Origin of the sequence: Mesorhizobium sp. M0909 (assembly GCF_040319515.1) — a bacterium.
Taxonomy (GTDB): Bacteria; Pseudomonadota; Alphaproteobacteria; order Rhizobiales; family Rhizobiaceae; genus Mesorhizobium.
The window spans coordinates 395,001-416,281 of sequence record NZ_JAMYOA010000002.1; the positions used below are offsets into that span (position 1 = coordinate 395,001).

Below are 21,281 nucleotides of genomic sequence, written 5' to 3' on the forward strand. Positions count from 1 at the left end.
AAGTGTCGATGGTGACCAAGGTTGGCGACCGCGATGTCATCCACACCATGCCTTTCGTGCAGATAAAGATGGCGCTTGCCGCCGGTCACACGACCAGCCGGGCCTATCCGCCTTTCGACCCGATGCAGGTGTTTGGCAATGGCGACGACAATGCCGCCCAGCCGGCAGCCGCCACCGCCAGCCAGATCTATGGCGCCAAGGTCGAAAGCGAGATGAGCCTGAAGACCGTCGATTTCCCGATCGAGACGGCGGCCTTCGACGAAAAGAGCGACCTTTCTGCCGACGAGGTGGAAAAGGTGGTGCGCGAGGCCGGCACCGATCTGAGCGACGGCGCTGTCCAGGTCGCGTCGCTGCACTATGTCGACCCGCAGCGATTCGGTGACGGCTTCGCCGAGAGCATGGCCGGCTCCTATGACGTCAAGATCGTCCCGGAAAACGTCTCGGTGTCGCCGCGTGCCGCCATCGACGACCAGGCGCCGGCTTTCGCCGAGGAAATCATCCCCTTCACCAAGGATCTCGACATTGCCGAGGCCTTCGCTGATTCGGGCTATACCGGCGAGGATGCCACCGGGATGTCCGAGGCGATCGCCAAATTGCTGAATGCCACGGCCCTCAAGGCAGGAACCGTGCTGCGCGTTGGGCTCGAGGTCCATGGCGACGCCGCCAAGATCGTTCGCACCAGCGTGTACGACAGGACCCAGCACATCGTCACCATCGCACTCGACGACCACGACCAATACGTGCCGGCGCAGGAGCCGGAGCCAAATCCCGAATTGCTGACGGCGTTCGACGATTCGCCTGCGCCCATAGTGCGCGGCAATCTGCCGAACGTCTATGACGGCATCTACCGCACCGCCTATTCCTACGGCATGTCCAAGGCGATGACGCAACGGCTGATCAAGTTGCTGGCATCCAGTGTCGACTTCCAGTCGCGCCTCAATCCCACGGACCGCATCGAGGTGCTGTTCTCGCAGCCCGATGGCGACGACCAGGCGTCCGACGAATCCGAGCTGCTTTACGTCTCCGCGACTTTCGGCGGCACGACGCGAAATTTCTACCGTTTCCAGATGCAGGACGGCAGCACCGACTATTTCGACGAAAACGGCAGCAGCGCCGAGCAGTTCCTGCTGCGCAATCCCTTGCCCAATGGCCGATTTACATCCGGGTTCGGTGCGAGGCGCCACCCCATTTTGGGGTATGTGAAGATGCATACCGGCACCGACTGGGCAGCTCCCGTAGGATCGCCGATCATTGCCGCAGGCAATGGCGTCGTCGAAAAGGCCGGCTGGGCCGGTGGCTATGGCAAGCAGATCATCTTGCGTCACGCCAATGGCTACGAGACGTCCTACAATCACCAGAGCGCGTTTGCCAAAGGCATCGAGCCGGGTGTTCGCGTTCGCCAGGGTCAGGTTATCGGCTATCTCGGCTCAACCGGCCTCTCCACCGGTCCGCACCTTCATTACGAACTGATCGTCAACGGCACCAAGGTCGATTCGATGCGCGTCCGCCTGCCGGTCGGCAAGACGCTGAAGGGCGACGACCTCGTCGCCTTCAAGCGCGAGCGCGAACGCATCGACGACCTGCTCAAGCAGGAAGACAGCAATCAGTTGAAGGTCGCGAGCGCCAAGATCGAAGGCTGAGCCGACGTTTTTTCGTGGTCAGCCCTGCTGATTCGCCGTGTCGCGCACCCATGGCAGCCGCTCGCCCGAAACCGTCGTCCAGGCGGTGATTGCCGAAAGCAGGCAAAGCAGCGCGGTCACCGCGGCAACGGCTGCGAATGCCGCGTCGCTGGCGGCAAGTCGTGCCGCATCGAGGCCGGGCGCCAGGCCGGCTGGCGGCGGTTCGCCGAAACCCGGAAGGCCGGTGCCGGCACCGGTGCTGAGCACGCCAGCATAAACCCAGGCCGCCAGCGATCCCATCGCCGCCACGGCGATCAGGCCGCCGATCCGCGAGACGGCGTTGTTGATGCCCGAGGCCGCACCCGTATCCTTGTCCTCGACCGCCGTCATGATGGCGGTCGACAGCGGCGATACCACCAGCGCCATGCCGAACCCCATCAGAGCCATCAGCGGGAATACCCCCAGCCAGAAACTGTGGATGCCCCAATAGGCCAGCAAGGCAAGTCCGGCAAAGGCAAGAGCCACAACCAGACTGCCGCTGGCGATCGGAAAGCGAGGCCCGATGCGGTCGGACCACTGGCCAACCGGTCCGGATAACACTGCCATCAACGCCGACAGCGGCAGGAATATAAAGCCGACCTCGGCCGCGCTCAGCCCCCATCCGGCGATCATGAGCATCGGCAGATAGAACAAATTGGCCGACAGGGCGAAATAAAGGAAGAAGGTCGCCACGTTGGCGCCCGCGAACGCGCCGATCCGAAACAGCGACAGATCGATCATCGGCTCGCGCCGCCGGCGCTCGAAGACGATGAACACGACGAGCAAAACCGCACCGGCGGCGATACTCGGGCCGGACATCAGCCCCTCCCCGTCACCACTCATCGAGGTCAGGCCGTAAGCGAGAGCTCCGAACGCCAATATGGCGAGTGCAGCGCCGCCGAGATCGAGGCTGCGCTTTTCCGCCGGCGCGTCGGCAGGGACCTTGGCCAGCAGAAGATAGATCGAGATAAGACCGAGCGGCAGATTGATGGCGAAGATCGCCCGCCAGATGCCGTTGCCGAACACCGACAGCACGAAGCCGCCCAGCACCGGGCCGAGCGCCGTCGTCAGTGCCGATGCCGCGGCCCAGATGCCGATCGCCCGGCCGCGTTCCTTTTTTGGATAGGCTTTGGCGATAATGGCCAGGCTGCCCGGCACCATGATGGCCGCTCCGATACCTTGGACAGCCCGAAATGCAATAAGCATCGCCGGGTTAGGCGTCAGCGCGCAGGCAAGCGAGGCGGCAATGAACAGGACGATGCCGGCGACGAAAGAGTGGCGCAGGCCGAAGCGATCGCCAGCGGCGCCGCCGACGAGAATGAGGGCTGAAAGCGTCAACGCATAGGCGTTGGAGATCCATTGCGCCTCGGCCAGGCTGGCGCCGAGATCGACGCGGATCGCCGGCGTCGCAATGGCCAGGACCGATCCATCGATAAAACCGAGTGCGGAAGCCAGAATCGCGGCGATCAGCACGAACCGCCGCTGCGCCTGCGGGCAGAACGTGTCGGCCGGAAGTGGCCCGGTCAGGGGAACGGCGCCTGTACCGACTTTGGTTGGCGTGTGCATGCCGCCTTACCTAGACCGCTGGCATGCCGCCGACAACCGGCCAGCAGGCTGTTCTCGTTGAAACCAGGCCGAACCTGGCCATACAGACAGGAGTACGCCAGTCCGGGTGCAAACGGTGGATGCCGTGCTAGATTTTCCGCAACGCTGCGACAAGGGGGAACTACCGCATGAAACGACCGCTCGAACCCTCGGCGGAAGGACGCGGGCGCGTCGTCGGCATCACCGACGGCGTGTTCGCCATCGCGCTCACGTTGATCGTTCTCGAGATCAGGGTGCCGGCGCATGAAACGGTGCATTCCGAAAGCGAGTTGATCGCCGCGATCACAGCACTGGCGCCGCGCTTCCTGACCTATGCGCTCAGCTTCCTGACGCTGACCATCTTCTGGTTCGGCCAGCAGGCGCAACACGGGTTGATCGCAAAATCCGACCGGCGGCTTGCCACGTTGAACCTCTGCTTCCTCGGCTTCATCGCCTTGCTGCCGTTCTCGACCGATCTTTTGGCCGACTTCCTTGAATTCAGGACCGCGGTGCTCGTCTACTGGCTCAATCTTCTGATGCTGGGACTGACGCTGCTCGCCAGTTGGCGCTACGCGGACAAAAACGGATTCCTGGCCGACGGTGTCGACGCGGGGACCACCCGAACGGTCTATCTGCGCATCGTCAAGGCACAGATCCTGTGGGCGATCGGCGCGGCACTATGCCTAGCCAGCCCGTTGCTCAGCGTCGGCTTCATCCTGGTGGTGCAGCTGACCTATGCCGCAGCGCTGCGCGCGTCACTGTTGCGCAAGGTCATCGGGTGACATCGTTCATCGCAGTGGGCTGTCGCAAACCGTGGAAGTTGGCCGAGGGCCCTCAGCTTCGTCATCCCTGGGCGAAGCAGGAGCGAAGCTCCGTCGCGAAGACCCTGGGATCCATGCCGTGATCTCGGCCGAAGGGTGCGGCAGAGCAGAATTCCGCGCCGTCGCGGTGCTCCATCGTAACGGCATGGATCCAGGGGTCTGCGCCGCGTCGCTTCGCTCCTTGCTCCGCCCCAGGATGACGACACGATAGGGTTTCGGCAAATCTCCAAGGCTGGCGATGTGCGAAAGCATCCGACCTGCCAAACTTTTGAACCAGGGAAATTACTCGACGAACTCCACGATAACGCCGGGCGTCACGATCTTGGCTAGCTCGCGCGCATCCCAATTGGTCAGCCGCACGCAGCCGTGGCTCTCGGTCTTGCCGATCTTGGACGGATCGGGCGTGCCGTGTATGCCGTAGGTCGGCTTGTCCAGTGCGATCCAGACCGAGCCGACCGGGCCGTTCGGCCCTGGCGGGATGGTCAGGATCCTGTCGTTTTCGCCCTGCTTGAAATTTATGTTCGGGTTGTAGGTGTAGTTCGGGTCCAATGCGACACGCGACACCGTATGCGTGCCGGACGGCGACGGCGTGTCCGACGAGCCGATAGTCGCCGGATAGGCTGCGACCAGCTTGCCCGCCGCGTCGTAGGCACGGACCTGCTTGTTGGCCTTGTCAGCGATGATGCGCGCCACCGGCGTCGCTACCAGCCTGCCGAAATTGGCAACCTTGATGATGGTGCCCGGACGATTGAAATTGGCGTCCGGATTGAGCTGCTTCAGATAGGTTTCATCCATATGGAAGCGCTCGGCCAGCGCTTCGGGCACCGACGTGTAGCCCATGCGGTCGAGCTGGGCCTTTTGGCTGTAGTCCTCCGGTATCGAGGCAACATAAGGGCCGGCCGCATCCTCGGGCGTGATCGTATAGGAGGCGAAGGCATCGCCGCCGGATTGCGCCAGGGCCGCCTGGATACCGATCGCGTCGGTCGATTTCAGATTGCTGCCGGTGATCTCGTTATAGGCGGCGAGCGCCTTGTCGACATTCGAGCCAAAGCGTCCGTCGATGACACCGGGCGACGCACCGGCGCGGTCGAGCAGCACCTGCAGCGCCGCCACGTCCTGGCGGGCGCCGAGCGAAAGCGACGGGTCGACCGTCGTCTTGCCGCCAGTGCTTGGCGGCAACGCCGCATGCTCGTTCGGCACCGTCGGCTCGACCGGCTCGATCGAGGCCTCGTTGAGCGGCTGGCGCTCGATGTTGCGTGGCCTCACCGGCTGCGCTGCCTCCGGATAATCATTGCCGTAGCCGTCATCCCGCGGCGCTTCGGGGAAGGCTTCCATCGAATTGTCGCTATAGGGGTCGTACTCGTCGGCCGGCGGCACGATGATCCTGCCTTCGTCTTCCAACTGCCTGCGGCGGAACCGGGCCGTGTCCTCAGGGTCGTCGAGATAATAGGGATCGTCCTCCTCGACCGGTCCGAGGTTGCGCAAGCGCTCGCGGCGCAAAACACGGCGGTCGAGCCTGGTCTGCGGCGGCTGGATGGCGATGACCTTGCCGGTTTCCGCATCGACGATGACGCGGTTTCCCCTGGCGTCGTAATAGATGTCGAGATTGCCGTCCTGGGCGACAAGAATGCCGCCGTCATTGGCAGCACGAACCACCCGCGGCGCGGTATCGGCCATCGGCGAGGCCATCGCATTCGACGCCAGCAGCCCGGCAGCAAACGCTGAAAGGGTGAGGATGGTGCGCAACATGGTGGCCAAGATTCTCCGGTCCGTAAATGCAGCCGTCGGCGTTGTCCCCTCGGAGCGCCGCGCGTCCTTTCGGACGCGAAAGGTCGCTCCAACACCTAAATCTCCGCGTCGTGCCATGCGAAAATCGAATCCGATCTTCGGGCCGATGCGGCAGGTGAACCCCTTCGACGGCAAATCAGTTGTCAACCATAAGGTTCCAATATGAACCGGGCATGAAGATGGCGGATTTCTGACCGATTAACCGGCAGCGAATCCCAATTCCTTGCGCGCCTGCTTCGTCAGCTTCAGCACGACGAGACGGTGGCTTTCGCGCAAATAATCCTTCAGCGCCTCATCATCCATGCTTTCGCTTGTCCGGCGCTGGATCCATTTCATGCCGCGCGAGGCGAGATACGGCGCCGGCCGAAGGCCCGGCTGTTCCCTCAGCACGTCATAAGCGATCTCGGAGCATTTGAAGGTGACGAACGGCTCCTTGCCTTCACTCCAGCCGCCGATCGCAAACACCTTGCCGCCGACTTTCCAGACATGCGCGCCACCCCACTGCACGACATGGGTCGTCGAAGGCAGCGAGGCGCAGAAACTGTTGTAGTCGTCCAAAGTCATCTGCGCCCCGCCAGTGGTGTTAGACCATGGGCCGAAGGTCGGCGTAGCAAAAAGCGGATGCCGGTTTTCGGACAAGATCATGGTCGAAATTGAAGATAGGAATTCCATCCCGATTCGATCGGGATGGAACAGGCTCTTGGCTTGAACTCAGGCGGCCGCCTCGGTTGCCACGACTGCGGGCTTCGAGCGGAAGTTCAAGCGGTCGGATCCGGCGGTGACTTTGACGGTCGAGCCGTCGAGGATCTCGCCGAGCAGTATCTTTTCCGCCAGCGGATCCTGCAATTCCTTCTGCATCACCCGCTTCAGCGGCCGCGCGCCATAGGCCGGGTCGTAACCCTTGGCCGCCAGCCAGTCGATCGCCTCCTGATCGAGCGAAAGCGATATCTTGCGGTCGACAAGCAGGTTTTCCAGCCGCTTGAGCTGGATTTGGACGATCTGGCCCATATCCTGGCGGCGCAGCCGGTGGAACAGGATGACCTCGTCGATACGGTTGAGGAATTCCGGCCGGAACGAAGCCCTGACGACATTCATCACCTCGTCGCGCACGACGTCGACATCCTGGTCCTCGCCTAGATTGACCAGATATTCGGCGCCGAGATTGGACGTCATGATGATCAGCGTATTGCGGAAGTCGACCGTGCGGCCCTGCCCGTCCGTCAGCCGGCCGTCGTCGAGCACCTGCAGCAGCACGTTGAAGACGTCCGGATGCGCCTTCTCGATCTCGTCGAACAGCACGACCTGATAGGGCCGGCGCCGCACAGCTTCGGTCAGCGCGCCGCCTTCCTCGTAGCCGACATAGCCGGGAGGCGCGCCGATCAGCCGGGCGACCGAGTGCTTCTCCATGAACTCCGACATGTCGATACGCACCATCGCGCTCTCGTCGTCGAACAGGAAGCTGGCCAGCGCCTTGGTCAGCTCGGTCTTGCCGACGCCCGTCGGCCCGAGGAACATGAACGAGCCGAGCGGCCGGTTCGGGTCCTGCAGGCCGGCGCGCGCACGGCGTACCGCCTTCGACACTGCCTGCACGGCCTCGCCCTGGCCGACGACGCGCTTGCCGATCTCGTCTTCCATGCGCAACAGCTTGTCGCGCTCGCCTTCGAGCATCTTGTCGACCGGGATCCCCGTCCAGCGCGAGACGATATGGGCGACGTGATCGGGGCCGACCACTTCTTCGACCATGCCGGCCTTGCCATCCCTGGCTTCGGCCTGCTTCAGCTGCTTTTCGAGTTCCGGGATCTTGCCGTAGGCAAGTTCGCCGGCGCGCTGGAATTCACCCTGGCGCTGGGCGATGGCAAGTTCATTGCGCGCCTCGTCGAGCTGTTTCTTGAGGTCGGCGGCAAGCCCGAGCTTCTGCTTCTCGGCCTGCCATTTCGAGGTCAGCTCGGTCGATTCCTCCTCGAGGTTCGAGAGTTCCTTCTCGAGCCGGGCGAGCCGGTCCTTCGAAGCGTCGTCCTTCTCGACCTTGAGCGCCTCGCGCTCGATCTTGAGCTGCATGATGCGGCGATCTATCTCGTCCAGCGCTTCGGGCTTCGAATCGACCTGCATGCGGAGCCGCGACGCGGCCTCGTCGACCAGGTCGATCGCCTTGTCCGGCAGGAAGCGGTCAGCGATGTAGCGGTTGGATAGGGTTGCGGCCGCGACCAGCGCCGAATCCGAGATGCGCACCTTGTGGTGCTGCTCGTATTTCTCTTTCAGGCCGCGCAGGATCGAGACGGTGTCTTCGACCGTTGGCTCATTGACGAAGACCGGCTGGAAGCGGCGGGCAAGGGCCGCATCCTTCTCGACATGCTTGCGGTATTCGTCGAGCGTAGTGGCGCCGACGCAGTGCAGTTCGCCGCGGGCCAGCGCCGGCTTCAGCAGGTTCGACGCATCCATGGCGCCATCCGCCTTGCCGGCGCCGACCAGCGTGTGCATCTCGTCGATGAACAGGATGATGCCGCCGGCGGCGGACGTGACCTCGGAAAGCACCGCCTTCAGCCGCTCCTCGAACTCGCCGCGGTATTTGGCGCCGGCGATCAGCGAGCCCATGTCAAGCGCCATCAGCTGCTTGTCCTTGAGCGATTCCGGCACATCCCCATTGACGATGCGCAGCGCCAGCCCTTCAGCGATCGCCGTCTTGCCGACGCCGGGTTCGCCGATCAGCACCGGGTTGTTCTTGGTGCGGCGCGACAGCACCTGGATCGTGCGGCGGATCTCGTCGTCACGGCCGATGACCGGATCGAGCTTGCCCGCGCGAGCGTCCGCCGTCAGGTCGCGCGCGTATTTCTTCAGCGCGTCGTAGCCCTGCTCGGCGCTCGCCGAATCGGCGGTACGACCTTTGCGTACGTCGTTGATGACCTGGTTCAGCTTCTGCGGCGTGACACCGGCCTTGGCCAGGATGTCGGCCGTCTTGGCCGATTTTTCCATGGCGAGCGCCTGCAACAGCCGTTCGACGGTGACGAAGCTGTCACCGGCCTTCTTGGCCAGTTCCTCGGCGGTCGAAAACACCTTTGCCAGCGGCTGGGCCAGATAGAGCTGGCCATTGCCGCCCTCGACCTTGGGCATTGCCTCCAGTGCCGTTTCGACGCCGAGCTTGACGTCCCGGACATTGCCGCCGGCGCGCTCGATCAGCGACGCAGCCAAGCCCTCGTCGTCATCAACGAGGACCTTGAGGATATGCTCGGGGGTGAATTGCTGGTGATTGCGCGAAAGCGCCATGGTTTGCGCGGACTGGATAAAGCCGCGCACGCGCTCGGAATATTTTTCAAGATTCATGCCTGTCTCCTTCCGTCACCGGCCCGCTTCGCGGCACCGGATCAGATTGCGGTGACGGACCCGCCCGTTCGAGCCGGATCCTGTTCACGCAAGATATGGGACGCAAACCACGGACCCTCAAGACGCCTCGACACTGGCGAATGGATAATATTCCGAGCGCACAAAACAAAAACGGCGGAGATTTCTCTCCGCCGTCCATACATGTCGCGCAAAAGTGTGCAGCGGTTTTGCGATAACGATATGCATCACAATAGAAACCTAACGCGTCGCATGAGGCCGGCCAAACGCGACGCGCTTTTGGGCTAAAGGATGCCCTAAGATCGGCCGAACGTTTTTTCGATCAATTCTCGACGTCTGCGATCACAGCTTGACCGCCGGGGCTTTCAGCCGGCGCTGCATCGACATTGCCAGCGTCGGTATTGCCAGTCTCGGTATTGCCGGTCCCGACATTGCCAGTCTCGGCATTGCCAGTCTCGGCATTGCCAGTCTCGGCATTGCTTGTCTCGGTATTGCTTGTCTCGGCACTCTCAGGGCCGGCGTTGTCGTTGCCGCCATTTGCCTGTTCGACATCGAGGCGCGGGCGACGCGGACGCCTGGGGCGGCGGGCCGGGCTGCTTTCGGCAGCGGCTTCGTTGAGCTCGGCCTGGGCGGCGAGACCCGCCGGCGAAAGGTTGTCGAATTGCTGTGCGGGCTCACCCACAAAGATCGGCTCAGCTGCCCGCACGGGCTCCGCCTGCGCCGGAACCTCGTCGCGCCGTGGCTGTTCGACGCGCTGGCCACCCTGCTGCTCGCCGCGCGAGCTATACTCGCCACGCTGGCCGTTCTGGCCGTAACCGCCATTGGGGCGACGGTCGCGGTGGCGTCCGCCATTATTGTCGCGGCCGTCACGGTTATCGCGGCCGCCGCGATTGTCACGGCTGTTTTCCTGGTTCAGCGCCAGCTCGGCCGGCGTGCCATCGATGACCGGCTGCGGGCCGGCCCCCTGATTGACCGTCGAGCCCGATGTCTCGTTGGCATTGTTGTTGCCGGCATTGTCGAACTCGTCGCGATCCTCGTCGCCATCATCGTCGAAATCATCGCGAATCTGCTGGGCGTTCTGGATCGGCATCTGCGCCTGAGCGGCTGCGATGATGCGGTTATAGTGTTCTGCATGCTGGAGATAGTTTTCCGCCATCACCCGGTCGCCGGAGCTGTGCGCGTCACGGGCAAGGGTTGCGTACTTCTCGGCAATCTGCTGAGCCGATCCGCGGATCTTCACGTCCGGGCCGTTGCTCTCATAGTTGCGCGTCAGGGGATTCGGCCCCTTACGGTTGTTGTTGTTATTGTTATTGCCGCCGCCGCCATTGTTGTTGCGACCGCGCATGCGCCTGTTTTGCTGTTGTGGCCTCATTAGACTCTCTTCACTTTGAAATTTTCGAAAAACTCTTCACGAACGGAGGCGCTCATGCGGCCAGCCGTTTCGTTCTTTCACCGGCGTTCGCCCGCATCAATTGCGTTGGCGCCACGTGCCATCCTGTTCCGGTTACTTCACTTGCCGGACGATTCCCGCACGAAGCTTGGGCGTCGTTTGCGCAAGAAGGCAGCTATTTCCAAGGAAAACCGAATCGCTAAGAGCACTGCCTGCTTCGTCTCATCCGGTTAAGGCGACCCTAGCCGCATTCCCCGGTATTGCCAAGCGCTTTTTTCGCACTGCATCACGGCTTCCACCGTTCGAACACAAGAACTCTATTGTTTCCGCCGAGATCACGAAACACCCCGACAGAACTGTACCCGGCCGTGGAGAATATCTCCGTAACCTGTTGGTGCTGCGTATGGCCGATCTCGACCGCAATCCTGCCTTGGACTTCCAAATACGCTGCCGCTCCTGCGGCGATCTTCCTGTAGGGGCTCAAACCGTCCACACCGCCATCCAGGGCCTGGCGTGGATCGAAACCGCGGACCTCGTCCTGCAGATTTCCAATGTCGTCTGAGGGTATATAGGGAGGGTTTGCGGCAATTACATGGTACCGGCCAGAAACTTTTTCAAACCAGTCGGATTTGAGCTCCCTGAACCGGCCGGCGAGCCCCAATTCCCTGGCATTGCGCGTGGCGGTGGCCAGCGCCTCTTGCGAAATGTCGACGCCAGTGGCGGTCGCGGCCGGAACCGCGCTGAGCAACGCCAGCGCGATGGCACCGGTGCCGGTCCCGAGATCGAGGATGCGGCAACCGCCTTCGCGTGCCGCCATTGCCTTGACGAAAGGCAGCACCGCCTCGACCAGCGTTTCGGTATCCGGTCGCGGCTCCAGCGTTTGCGGCGAAAGCGAAAGGCGCAAGCCGTAGAATTCGCGGTAACCGAGGATGCGGTGCACCGGTTCGCCGGCGACGCGCCGCCGCAAGGCGGCATCGATTGCCGCCGTCACGTCCGCATCGACCGCGCACCCAGGATCGGCGATGGCCTGCGTGCGGTTGGTGCCGGAAAAATGCTCGACAATCAGCCTGGAATCGAGCGCCGGATCCGCAATCCCGGCTGCGGCGAGCCGGTTTCGCGCTTCCCGCAGCAGCTGCGCCAGAGTGGCGGGCAGGCTGTCAGCCATCGATGCCTATATCGGCGAGCAGCTTCGACTGGTGATCGGCTATCAGCGCGTCGATGATCTCGTCGAGTTCGCCCATCATCACCCGGTCGAGCTTGTAGAGCGTCAGGTTGATGCGATGATCGGTGACACGACCCTGCGGAAAATTATAGGTGCGGATGCGTTCCGAGCGGTCGCCCGAGCCCACCTGCGACTTGCGCGATTCTGAACGTTCCTCGTCCGCTTTGCTGCGTTCGAGGTCGTAAAGCCTGGCGCGCAGGATCTGCATGGCCTTCGCCCGGTTCTGGTGCTGCGACTTTTCCGCCTGCACCACCATGATGCCGGTCGGCAGATGGGTGATGCGCACGGCCGAATCGGTGGTGTTGACGTGCTGGCCGCCGGAACCCGAGGCGCGCATCGTGTCGATGCGGATGTCTTCGGCCCGGATGTCGATGTCGACCTCTTCGGCTTCCGGCAGCACCGCGACCGTCGCCGCCGAGGTGTGGATGCGCCCGCCCGCCTCGGTCGTCGGCACGCGCTGCACCCGGTGCACGCCGGACTCGAACTTCAGATGGGCAAAGACGCCCTTGCCCGAAACGGTGGCGATGATTTCCTTGTAGCCGCCGACCTCGCCTTCGCTGGCCGACACCGTCTCGAAACGCCAGCCATGCGCCGCTGCATAGCGCTCGTACATGCGAAACAGGTCGCCGGCAAAAAGCGCCGCCTCGTCACCGCCGGTGCCGGCACGGATTTCGAGGATGGCGTTCTTGTCGTCTGCGGCATCCTTGGGCAACAGCAGGATCTGGATGTCCTTTTGCAGCACCTCGATTTGATGCTTGACCTCCGGCAGGTCGGCCTCGGCCAAGGCGCGCATCTCGGCGTCAGTGCCCTTGTCGGCGAGCATCGCCTCCAGATCGGCCTGTTCGCGCTCGGCGGCGCGCAGTGCCCTGATCTTTGCCACCATCTCCTGGATGTCGGCATATTCGGAGGCCATCCTCACATAGGCGTCCGGCGCCGGCCCGGCCGACATCTGCGCTTCGAGCATGTCGAAACGCTTGACGACTTGATCCATACGGTCGCGGGGCAGGTTGATCATGGCGAAGTCTATAGCGGTATAGAGCGGTCGTCGGCAAAGGCTTGCAGCAGCGCCCGCATCGGCAGGCCATGCGCCGGCGCCATCAGATTGTCGTCGAAGAACGCCTCCAGCTCGCTGAGCGGCAGTTCAGTCAGCATCGCCTTGACCGGGCCGATCGATGCCGGCGACATTGAGATCGAGCGGTAGCCAAGGCCGATCAGCGCCATCGCCGAAATCGGCTTGCCGGCAAGTTCGCCGCACAGGGTCACCGGCGTATTGTTGCGAACCCCGGCGTCGGCAATCTGCTTCAGGACGCGCAGGAACGGCGTCGAGAGCGGGTCGAAGCGGTCGGACAATTGGGTGTTGCCGCGATCCACCGCCATGACGAACTGGAACAGGTCGTTCGAGCCGACCGAGACGAAATCGACCGCCTTCATCAGTTCGTCGAGCTGGAACAGCAGCGACGGCACCTCCAGCATCGCCCCGAGTTTGAGGCTGGTCGGCAAATGATGGGCAAAGCGCGACAGATGCCGCACCTCGCGATCGATGATCTCGCGCGCCTGCGCGATCTCGCCGAGTTCCGTCACCATCGGCAGCATTAGCTTCAGTTCGCGTCCGCCGCACGCCTTGAGCAGCGCGCGGATCTGGGTACGCAGCAATCCGGGCCGGTCGAGGGTCAGGCGGATGGCGCGCCAGCCGAGTGCCGGGTTCTCTTCCTGAATCGAGCCCTTGAAATAGGGCAGCACCTTGTCGCCGCCGATATCGATGGTGCGGAACGTCACCGGCTTGCCGCGCGCCGCTTCGAGCACGTCACGATAGAGCCGCTCCTGGGCTTCGGCGCGCGGAAAAGTCGAGGCGACCATGAATTGCAGCTCGGTGCGGAACAGACCGATGCCGGCCGCACCTGCTTCGGCCAGTTGCGGCAAATCCACCGCCAGCCCGGCATTCATCAGAAGATCGACCTGGACACCGTCCTTGGTCACCGACGGCTTCTTGCGCAGCTCGCGGTAGACCTCCTGCCGCCGCGCCCTGAAGCGCACTTTCTCGGCATAGGCCGCCTCGAGGTCGGGCTGCGGGCGCAGATGGATCGTGCCTTCCTCGCCGTCGACGATGATGGCATCGCCGTTTTCCGCCATGGAAACGGCGCCCTTCATCTGGCCGGCGACGGGTATGCCCATGGCTCGCGCCACAATGACGACATGGCTGGTCGCGGCGCCGTCTTCCAGCACCAGCCCGCGCAGCTTGTCCCTTGGATAATCGAGCAGCTCGGCAGCCCCCATCGAGCGGGCGACGATGATGGCGTCCTTGGGCAGCGAGGCCGCGACGTCCTCCGGTCCGCGCCCCATCAGCTGCCGCAGCAGCCGATTGGCGAGATCGTCGAAATCGCTCATCCGCTCGCGCAGATACGGATCGGTCATGTGCAGCATGCGGGCACGCATGTCGCTCTGCACCTTTTCGACCGCCGCTTCGGCCGTCAGGCCGTTGCGGATCGCCTCCTCGAGCCGGCGCACCCAGCCGCGGTCGTTGGCGAACATGCGATAGGCTTCGAGCACCTGGCGATGCTCGCCCTCGAAGGCGACGTCGCGGCGCTCCAGCATGTCGTCGATGGACAGCCTGAGCGAGCCGAGCGACGCGTCGAGCCGCCTGACCTCTTCCTCGCTATCCTCGTTGAACAGGTTGGTGACGACGATACGCGGCTCGTGCAGCACCACATGGCCGAGCCCGACGCCTTCATTGAAGGACAGGCCGGTAAAGCTTACCGGGCGGCGCAGATCGAGCTCTAGGCCGGGCCTTGTCAGCCGCTCCAGATCGCCGGTGGCGATCATCTCGGCGATCACCATCGCCGTCGTTTCCAGCGCCTCGACCTCGTCGTCGCGATAATGGCGCATGGTCTTGTTCTGCACGACCAGAACGCCGAGCGTCCGCCCTGCCCGCAGCACCGGCACGCCGAGGAAGGAATTGTATATCTCTTCCCCTGTCTCCGGCAGGTAGGCGAAGGCAGGATGCTCCTGCGCGTTGGAGAGGTTGAGCGGCCGCGCCGAGGCCGCGATCGTGCCGACCAGGCCTTGGCCCAGCCTGAGCTGCGCCAGGTGGACGGCGTTCGGGTTCAGGCCTTCGGTGGCGTAGAGTTCGAGCACCGAATCGGCGCGCAGAACATAAAGCGAGCAGACCTCGGCAACCATGTTGGAGGCGATGTCGCGCACGATTCGGTCAAGCCGCTCCTGCGGCTCCAGCGGCTCTTGCATGAGCTCGCGGAGCCGTTTCAGCAAAACGCGCGGGCCACTGGCCGAATCACGCATCGCGGCTTCTTCTCCAATAGCGTTCCAACCGGTGCAGGTTGCCCTGCACAGCGGCACAAACGCAACAACTCAATTAGAGCGCCATCGTCCAATTGGACGCATAAAAACCGCTCCAAGCCTTTCGATCCGCCGCATCCTGCCCTACGAAAATCGATTCCGATTTTCGGGCCGATGCAGTCTGCTACTGCTTATCCAGACCGTACACGGAATGCAAAGTGCGAACTGCTAGTTCCGTATAGGGACCGTCGATCAGGATCGAAATCTTGATTTCGGACGTCGTGATGGCGCGGATGTTGATCGCGCGGTCGGCCAGCGCCTTGAAGGCGGTGGCGGCGACGCCGGCATGGCTGCGCATGCCGATGCCGATGACCGAGACCTTCGACATGCCGGCTTCCGACTGCACCACATCGTAGCCGATCGTCGCCTTCAGCCGTTCGAGCACGGCGAGCGCCTTGTCGACGTCGCCGGATGGCACGGTAAAAGTCATGTCAGTGAACTTGCCGTCCTCGGAAATGTTCTGGACGATCATATCGACATTGATGTTGGCCTCGGCCAGCGGCCCGAAAATGCCGGCGGCGACGCCCGGCCGGTCGCCGACGCGGCGCAGCGAAATCTGCGCTTCGTCCTTGGCATAGGCAATTCCGGTGACGACCTGCTGTTCCACGATCTCTTCCTCGTCGCAAATAAGCGTTCCCGGCGGATTGAGCAAATCCCCCATTCCGGGTGCATCGGGATCGTCGAAGGACGACCGCACAAAGGTACGCACCCTGTGCACCATGGCAAGCTCGACCGAGCGCACCTGCAGGACCTTGGCCCCGAGCGAGGCCATTTCGAGCATTTCCTCGAAGGAAATCTTGGCCAGCCGCCGGGCCTTCGGCTCGATGCGCGGATCGGTCGTGTAGACCCCATCGACATCGGTGTAGATATCGCAGCGGTCGGCCTTGACCGCCGCCGCGATGGCGACAGCGCTGGTATCGGAACCGCCGCGGCCGAGTGTTGCGATCCGGTTGTCCGGCCCGATGCCCTGGAAACCGGCGACCACCGCCACCTGGCCTTCGCCGAAGCGCTTGATCAGGAACGCACCGTCGATATCGAGAATGCGCGCCGCGCCATGCGCGTTATCGGTCTTGATCGGAATCTGCCAGCCTTGCCAGGAACGGGCATGCACGCCGATGTTCTGCAGCGCGATCGCCAGCAAGCCGGCCGTAACCTGTTCGCCGGAAGCGACAACGGCGTCATATTCGCGCGCATCGTGCATCGGCGAGGCCTCGCGTGTCCATTGCACGAGCTCGTTGGTCTTGCCGGCCATCGCCGAGACCACCACCGCGACCTCATGGCCGGCATCGACCTCGCGTTTGACATGGCGCGCCACATTGCGGATGCGGGCGATGTCGGCGACGGAGGTCCCGCCGAATTTCATCACGATGCGCGCCATGGAAGCGAAATGCCTTTGACTGGATGCCGGACCGAAGGCCGAAAAGCGGAAAAATGCGCCAAGCTGTGGCCGGGCGCTCAATGCGCGGCCTCCTTAGCCAAATGACAGTCGTTTCGCAAGGCGTGCCGCCGCTGCCGGCCGGGCGACACACCAGCGCAGCATCGTGCCTGCCCTGCGTCTTGCCAATATGATGCGTGCTTCAGCCCAGCTGTGCCGTGGCTCTCCACAGGCGCGGATAGTCGAGGACGAAGCCTACCGGCGAGACCTCCAGCATCTCGTTGTAGCCGAATATCGGGGCGGCATAGGCGTAATGTGCCGCGTCGACGCGCTGGTAGGTCTGTTCCAGGCGAACGAGCCTGAGTTCGGGAAATGTTAGATAGGCTGCCGGCGCGGGCGTCGCCATACCGACATCGAGGGCAAAACGGCGAAGCGCCAAAAGGTTTGTGGCGGGCGTGAAGCCGAGATCGACATCGATGAGACCGTCGACTTCCGCTTGATGCTCGCCGTTCAGCGTCCATTGGCGCTCGGTCAGCCGGTCGATCCTGTATTGCAGCTGTTGCGTGCCGAGAAAGCCGTCGGCACGCGCCGAGCGTGTACGCCAATCGGCGTCGCAGTTCACTTCGTACGCGATGCTGCACGGTCTGCCGTCCTGGACGAAAAGCGCGTGTCCCCTGAGGTTCCACCCGGAACTCGCTTCCGACAGAAGACAAGCGTCGTGGCCTTCCTGGTCAAGCCGGCGCCAAAGAACGGAAGCAACCGCTCGCATCATTGCGCACTCCTCCGAACCCGATGTCTCTGCTTCGTTCGCCAAAGGCTGGGCGTTTCCTTCCGGCACACCATCAACTGACACGTGCTGACACAAATGCAGCCGGCAAAAGGCGGCGCCGGAAGGCATCGCGCGCATCGCGCAGCCGGCGGTGAATTTCGCGCCTTGACATTCGCAGCCTCGCGCCCGACTTCCTAGCGTCCGAGGAGACCACGCCATGCCTGAGCCCCGACGATCGACGATCGATGCCGGAGAGGTGGAACGCTTTTCCGCCCTTGCCGCCGAATGGTGGAACCCGAACGGCAAGTTCCGCCCGTTGCACAAGTTCAACCCGATCCGGCTTGCCTATATCCGTGACCAGGTGGCGGCCCGCTTCGGCCGCGATCCGCGTGCGGCACGGCCGTTCGAAGGCCTGCGCTTCCTCGACATCGGCTGCGGTGGCGGGCTTTTGTGCGAGCCGATGGCGCGGCTTGGCGCCGAAGTGGTCGGCGCCGATGCCTCCGCCACCAACATCGAAGTGGCCAAGCTGCATGCTGCGGAAGTCGGCGTGAGCGTTGATTACCGCGCCACCACCGCGGAAGACCTAGCCGATGCCGGCGAAAAATTCGACGTCATCCTCAACATGGAAGTGGTCGAGCATGTCGCCGATGTCGATCTGTTCCTGGCCAAATGCGGAGAGATGGTCAAGCCCGGCGGCATCATGTTCGTCGCCACCATCAACCGCACGCTGAAGGCCCTGGGCCTGGCCATCATCGGCGCCGAATATGTGCTGCGTTGGCTGCCACGCGGCACCCACCAGTTCGGCAAGCTGGTGCGCCCCGAGGAACTGGAAAAGGCGCTTGCAGGTGCTGGCCTGACCGTCATCGACCGCACCGGCGTCACCTACAACCCGCTCGCCGACCGCTGGCAGCGCTCGAAGGACATGGACGTCAACTACATGGTGCTGGCGGAGAAGGCATCCGTCTGAACTTACGCCTCCTCGCCCCTAGGTCTTCTGGCTTTGCGCCTTGGTGGTGATGAACACGCCGGCGGTGATGATGACGGCACCGGCCCAGGTCAGCAGTTGATAGCGCTCGCCGAGGAAGAGGGTCCCGGCAAACAGCCCGACCGCCGCCGCGACGTAGCCGATCTGGCTGAGATAGACCGGGCCGCCGACCGCTTGCAGGCGGAAGAAGAAGGCGAACATCGCCGAGGCTGATGCCACCTGTGCCGCAGCGACCAGCGGCACGCCGCCGAGCGAGCCGAATGCATTGCCTTCCAGCAGCACCAGAATGCCGGCAAGCAGCATCAAAGCTGCTGCCAGATGGCTGCCGACGGCGAGCTCGATCGGGCCGGTGCCTTCGGGCCAGTCGACGGTACGGTAAATGTTGCCGGCGGCGAGGCTGACGGGGATGAGCAGGCCCATCGCAACCCAGAAAAATTCGGCCGGCTGGCCCGCTTCGCCGCGCGTCACGGCCACCATGACTGCGCCCACGAAACCGACGGCGATGCCGACGACGCCCAGCGTGGTCGGGCGCCTGACGCCGAGCAGCATCGAGAACACCAGCGTGACGACCGGCGACAGCGTGAACATGATGCCGCTATAGCCGGCGCCCAGATGCGGAATCGCTGAAAACATCAGCAGATTGGGGATTGCGTAGCGACGGCCGCGGTCACGAAGAAATAGCGCAGCCTGTGCAGCGTAAGCCGCATGCGCTGCCCGTTGAGCAGCAATGCGCACAAAAGCACGCCGCCGGCGCCAAGCGAGATGACGAAGGCCCAGACCATGGCGGGCACGCCGGCCGTCGTCGCGATCTTGCCGAACGGCAGCGTCAGGCCGAGCAGTCCGCCGGTGACGACCAGAAGGCCAAGCGCCGAGTCCCGGAGAAATTTCATCGCACTATCCCGTCGCCCGTTCGCGGCCCTTGGCCTACACCACAAGCTGAGGTAAGATAATATAAAGATTCTTCGCGTCAAGATACATAACGGTGAGAGACATGGATCGCGCGGCAAAAGCGATCGAGCAATGGAAAAAGGAACGGCCGGATCTCGATGTCTCGCCGATGGCCGTGCTTGGACGGTTGAACGAGGCCGCCTCGTTGATCGCACGAGAGCGGCTGGCGCCGCTGTTTGCAAGTTACGGGCTGCAATCCGGAGAATTCGACGTGCTGGCGACGCTGCGTCGTTCCGGGCCGCCCTATGCGCTGACGCCGACGGCTCTGTACGAGGCGACGATGGTGACGTCGGGCGCGATGACCAACCGCCTCGATCGGCTCGAGAAATCCGGCCTGATCAAGCGCGGGCCGCACCCCGACGATCGCCGCGGGATTATTGTGCAGCTGACCGGGAAGGGCCTCGCTCTGATCGATGAGGCGGTGACCGCTCACGTCGCCAACGAGCACCAGATACTTTCTGGGTTAGCACGCCCGGAGCAGACCATGCTGGCACGCCTGCTCGAAAAACTGATCGCGAGCTTGAGCTAACCGAACCGGCCAAGGGCCGGGCCGAGGGGATAGAAAAAGCTCAAATCCTGGTCGCAGAGCCTCGTTTGGGCCGGCGAACAGCTCTGATCTTGCCGCTGTTTCCGCCACCGCAGAAAAACTGGTCGCCGCCATCGGATTCGAGCCCCGACACGCCTGTTCCCGGCGGCATATCGAGCTTCTCCAGAACCTTTCCCGTTTCAGGATCGATCCGCCGGACATCGCTCTCCTCGCCCTCCCAAGTGCCATGCCACAGCTCGCCGTCGACCCAGCTGACGCCGGTGACGACGCGGTTGGAAACGATGGTGCGAAGGATTGCCCCTGTCTCGGGATCGACCTGATGAATCTTTCGGCCCCGATGCTGCCCGACCCAGAGCGTTCCTTCGGCCCAGGCGAGCCCGGAATCACCGCCATTGCCAGGCGCCGGGATCGACGCCAGCACCTGGCCATTCTTTGGATCGATCTTCTGGATGCGATCCTCGGCGATTTGATAGAGGTGCTGGCCGTCGAAGGCCGTTCCGGCGTGTGCCGCGACCTCGATCGAGCGCACCACTTTGCCGCTTGCCGGATCGAAGGCGTTCAATCTGTCGCCTGAGGCAAACCAGACATGCTCACCGTCGAAGGTAACGCCGTCTACGTGGTCGACACCCGGAAAGGGTCCGTATTCACGGATGATTTCGGCAGAGGATCGTTCCATAATTCCATCCTAGTAGCCCGGCAGTGGACCGGGGAGTAACAAGATTGTCGGGAAACCCGGCAGCGGCGGGGTCATCCAGCGACGCGCCCGTCCGCGGCCGAACGACTGCACCTTGCCGGCCTGGGCGAGCTGCTCGAGCGCCCGCTGCACGGTACGCGAACTGGCTCCAAGCGCAATCGCCAGGGCCGAACTCGACCAAGACTCGCCGTCAGCGAGGAAGGCGAGCACGGCGGCATGCTCTTCTTCGACGGGCGGCGCCAGCACGACGACCTCACCTGCGCGCCGCGGCGCCAGCGCAAACCCCCGCTTCGTCGCGCTCACATCGGCCAAGCTACGAAGCTCCGCGCGAAGCCGCCCGACTTCGACCCGTAACCGTGCGCGATGTGATTCGTCCGCGTCCTTTCCGCGGAAAGCGCGCGCGATAAGCGTCGATCTTGCCACGTCTCCCGGCCAGGCTTCGGCCAGCGCACGGGCCAGCGCGAACAGCACCGGGCGGGTCGCCAGCGAGACGACCGTATCTGCTACCCGCACCACATTGCGGCATGCATCCACCACGAGCGCCCCCGACGCCAGAAGCGCTTCGACTTCATCGAGCAGGAGGGGCCGTTCCTCACCACGGGCGATAAGGCGTGCCGCCGGCGTGTCCAGCACCACCGATGCGCTCTCCACCTCCGCGATCAGCGCGGGGATGCCCGCCGCGCGCGCCGCGGGGGGCGCCCCGCGGGGGGGGGGGGGGGGGGGGCCGGGGCGGGGGGGGGGGGGGGGCGGGGGCCGGCGCGGCGGGGGGCGGGGGGGGGGGGTGGGAGGACCGCGAGAGCGGGGCGCAGGGCG

At 63.7% G+C, this 21,281-nt stretch carries 16 protein-coding genes and 1 pseudogene (1 of these 17 only partly in view); 4 read left to right on the top strand and 13 right to left on the bottom strand.

Annotated features, from left to right (window positions below):
- A protein-coding gene (locus tag NKH83_RS04495) for a M23 family metallopeptidase (RefSeq protein ID WP_352476325.1) crosses the window boundary here: on the top strand, positions 1-1,640 show its 3' portion. It extends 319 nt beyond the left edge of the window; 1,640 of the gene's 1,959 nt are visible here — the last part of the coding sequence; its start codon lies off the left edge, out of view; the stop codon is at positions 1,638-1,640.
- A gap of 18 nt (positions 1,641-1,658) precedes the next feature.
- Here the strand turns inward: NKH83_RS04495 and NKH83_RS04500 are convergent, their stop codons facing one another.
- Positions 1,659-3,224: an MFS transporter gene (locus tag NKH83_RS04500; RefSeq protein WP_352802253.1), complete on the bottom strand. Its 1,566-nt coding sequence runs from the start codon at positions 3,222-3,224 to the stop codon at positions 1,659-1,661.
- Between the two features lie 167 nt (positions 3,225-3,391).
- On the opposite strand from NKH83_RS04500, the gene NKH83_RS04505 reads away from it, so the two are divergent.
- Positions 3,392-4,024 carry a TMEM175 family protein gene (locus NKH83_RS04505; RefSeq protein ID WP_352476323.1) on the top strand — a complete coding sequence of 211 codons (633 nt, stop codon included), beginning with the start codon at positions 3,392-3,394 and terminating at the stop codon, positions 4,022-4,024.
- Positions 4,025-4,345: 321 nt separating this feature from the next.
- Here NKH83_RS04505 and NKH83_RS04510 read toward each other — a convergent pair whose 3' ends face one another.
- The 9 genes from NKH83_RS04510 to NKH83_RS04550 form a co-directional block, all read right to left on the bottom strand.
- The gene (locus tag NKH83_RS04510) at positions 4,346-5,812 is read right to left on the bottom strand and encodes a L,D-transpeptidase family protein (protein WP_352476441.1); all 1,467 of its coding nucleotides are present in this window, start codon (positions 5,810-5,812) and stop codon (positions 4,346-4,348) included.
- A 237-nt stretch (positions 5,813-6,049) separates the two neighbouring features.
- The gene (locus tag NKH83_RS04515; protein ID WP_352476322.1) at positions 6,050-6,415 is read right to left on the bottom strand and encodes an MmcQ/YjbR family DNA-binding protein; all 366 of its coding nucleotides are present in this window, start codon (positions 6,413-6,415) and stop codon (positions 6,050-6,052) included.
- A gap of 147 nt (positions 6,416-6,562) precedes the next feature.
- Positions 6,563-9,169 (bottom strand): ATP-dependent chaperone ClpB, encoded by a 2,607-nt coding sequence (gene clpB / locus NKH83_RS04520; RefSeq protein ID WP_254816714.1) that lies wholly within the window; start codon positions 9,167-9,169, stop codon positions 6,563-6,565.
- A gap of 340 nt (positions 9,170-9,509) precedes the next feature.
- Entirely contained in the window at positions 9,510-10,559 is a 1,050-nt protein-coding gene (locus NKH83_RS04525; RefSeq protein WP_352802256.1) for a DUF4167 domain-containing protein, read from the bottom strand.
- 304 nt (positions 10,560-10,863) lie between these two features.
- Complete coding sequence (gene prmC / locus NKH83_RS04530; protein WP_352476320.1) at positions 10,864-11,742, bottom strand: peptide chain release factor N(5)-glutamine methyltransferase; 879 nt, start codon at positions 11,740-11,742, stop codon at positions 10,864-10,866.
- Entirely contained in the window at positions 11,735-12,814 is a 1,080-nt protein-coding gene (gene prfA / locus NKH83_RS04535) for a peptide chain release factor 1 (protein WP_254816711.1), read from the bottom strand. The genes prmC and prfA overlap by 8 nt, the downstream gene beginning before the upstream one ends.
- Before the next feature lie 8 nt (positions 12,815-12,822).
- Positions 12,823-15,093 carry a phosphoenolpyruvate--protein phosphotransferase gene (gene ptsP, locus NKH83_RS04540; protein WP_254816710.1) on the bottom strand — a complete coding sequence of 757 codons (2,271 nt, stop codon included), beginning with the start codon at positions 15,091-15,093 and terminating at the stop codon, positions 12,823-12,825.
- Between the two features lie 181 nt (positions 15,094-15,274).
- Entirely contained in the window at positions 15,275-16,528 is a 1,254-nt protein-coding gene (locus NKH83_RS04545; protein WP_254816709.1) for an aspartate kinase, read from the bottom strand.
- Positions 16,529-16,727: 199 nt separating this feature from the next.
- Positions 16,728-17,297, bottom strand: coding sequence for a putative glycolipid-binding domain-containing protein (locus NKH83_RS04550; RefSeq protein WP_352476319.1), 570 nt, complete (start codon positions 17,295-17,297; stop codon positions 16,728-16,730).
- A gap of 214 nt (positions 17,298-17,511) precedes the next feature.
- Here NKH83_RS04550 and ubiG point away from each other — a divergent pair, with 214 nt between their 5' ends.
- A complete protein-coding gene (gene ubiG / locus NKH83_RS04555) occupies positions 17,512-18,261 on the top strand; it encodes a bifunctional 2-polyprenyl-6-hydroxyphenol methylase/3-demethylubiquinol 3-O-methyltransferase UbiG (RefSeq protein WP_254816707.1) in 750 nt (249 codons plus the stop codon).
- Positions 18,262-18,279: 18 nt separating this feature from the next.
- Here ubiG and NKH83_RS04560 read toward each other — a convergent pair.
- Positions 18,280-19,169 (bottom strand): annotated as a pseudogene (locus tag NKH83_RS04560) (DMT family transporter).
- 101 nt (positions 19,170-19,270) lie between these two features.
- Between NKH83_RS04560 and NKH83_RS04565 the strand changes: the two are divergent.
- Positions 19,271-19,756, top strand: coding sequence for a MarR family winged helix-turn-helix transcriptional regulator (locus NKH83_RS04565; RefSeq protein ID WP_352476316.1), 486 nt, complete (start codon positions 19,271-19,273; stop codon positions 19,754-19,756).
- A gap of 40 nt (positions 19,757-19,796) precedes the next feature.
- On the opposite strand, the gene NKH83_RS04570 is transcribed toward NKH83_RS04565, so the two are convergent.
- Together NKH83_RS04570 and NKH83_RS04575 are read right to left on the bottom strand one after the other, a co-directional pair.
- Positions 19,797-20,450 (bottom strand): Vgb family protein, encoded by a 654-nt coding sequence (locus NKH83_RS04570; RefSeq protein WP_352476315.1) that lies wholly within the window; start codon positions 20,448-20,450, stop codon positions 19,797-19,799.
- 9 nt (positions 20,451-20,459) lie between these two features.
- A partial coding sequence (locus NKH83_RS04575; RefSeq protein ID WP_502895533.1) for a winged helix-turn-helix domain-containing protein occupies positions 20,460-21,281 on the bottom strand: 822 nt, incomplete at its 5' end.

Excerpts from the sequence above, each read along its gene's own strand:
- NKH83_RS04515 (WP_352476322.1), bottom strand. The coding sequence starts at position 6,415 with ATGACTTTGGACGACTACAACAGTTTCTGCGCCTCGCTGCCTTCGACG.
- clpB (WP_254816714.1), bottom strand. The coding sequence starts at position 9,169 with ATGAATCTTGAAAAATATTCCGAGCGCGTGCGCGGCTTTATCCAGTCC.
- NKH83_RS04500 (WP_352802253.1), bottom strand. The coding sequence starts at position 3,224 with ATGCACACGCCAACCAAAGTCGGTACAGGCGCCGTTCCCCTGACCGGG.
- NKH83_RS04570 (WP_352476315.1), bottom strand. The coding sequence starts at position 20,450 with ATGGAACGATCCTCTGCCGAAATCATCCGTGAATACGGACCCTTTCCG.
- NKH83_RS04565 (WP_352476316.1), top strand. The coding sequence starts at position 19,271 with ATGGATCGCGCGGCAAAAGCGATCGAGCAATGGAAAAAGGAACGGCCG.
- prmC (WP_352476320.1), bottom strand. The coding sequence starts at position 11,742 with ATGGCTGACAGCCTGCCCGCCACTCTGGCGCAGCTGCTGCGGGAAGCG.
- prfA (WP_254816711.1), bottom strand. The coding sequence starts at position 12,814 with ATGATCAACCTGCCCCGCGACCGTATGGATCAAGTCGTCAAGCGTTTC.
- NKH83_RS04550 (WP_352476319.1), bottom strand. The coding sequence starts at position 17,297 with ATGATGCGAGCGGTTGCTTCCGTTCTTTGGCGCCGGCTTGACCAGGAA.
- ubiG (WP_254816707.1), top strand. The coding sequence starts at position 17,512 with ATGCCTGAGCCCCGACGATCGACGATCGATGCCGGAGAGGTGGAACGC.
- NKH83_RS04525 (WP_352802256.1), bottom strand. The coding sequence starts at position 10,559 with ATGAGGCCACAACAGCAAAACAGGCGCATGCGCGGTCGCAACAACAAT.
- NKH83_RS04510 (WP_352476441.1), bottom strand. The coding sequence starts at position 5,812 with ATGTTGCGCACCATCCTCACCCTTTCAGCGTTTGCTGCCGGGCTGCTG.
- NKH83_RS04545 (WP_254816709.1), bottom strand. The coding sequence starts at position 16,528 with ATGGCGCGCATCGTGATGAAATTCGGCGGGACCTCCGTCGCCGACATC.
- ptsP (WP_254816710.1), bottom strand. The coding sequence starts at position 15,093 with ATGCGTGATTCGGCCAGTGGCCCGCGCGTTTTGCTGAAACGGCTCCGC.
- NKH83_RS04505 (WP_352476323.1), top strand. The coding sequence starts at position 3,392 with ATGAAACGACCGCTCGAACCCTCGGCGGAAGGACGCGGGCGCGTCGTC.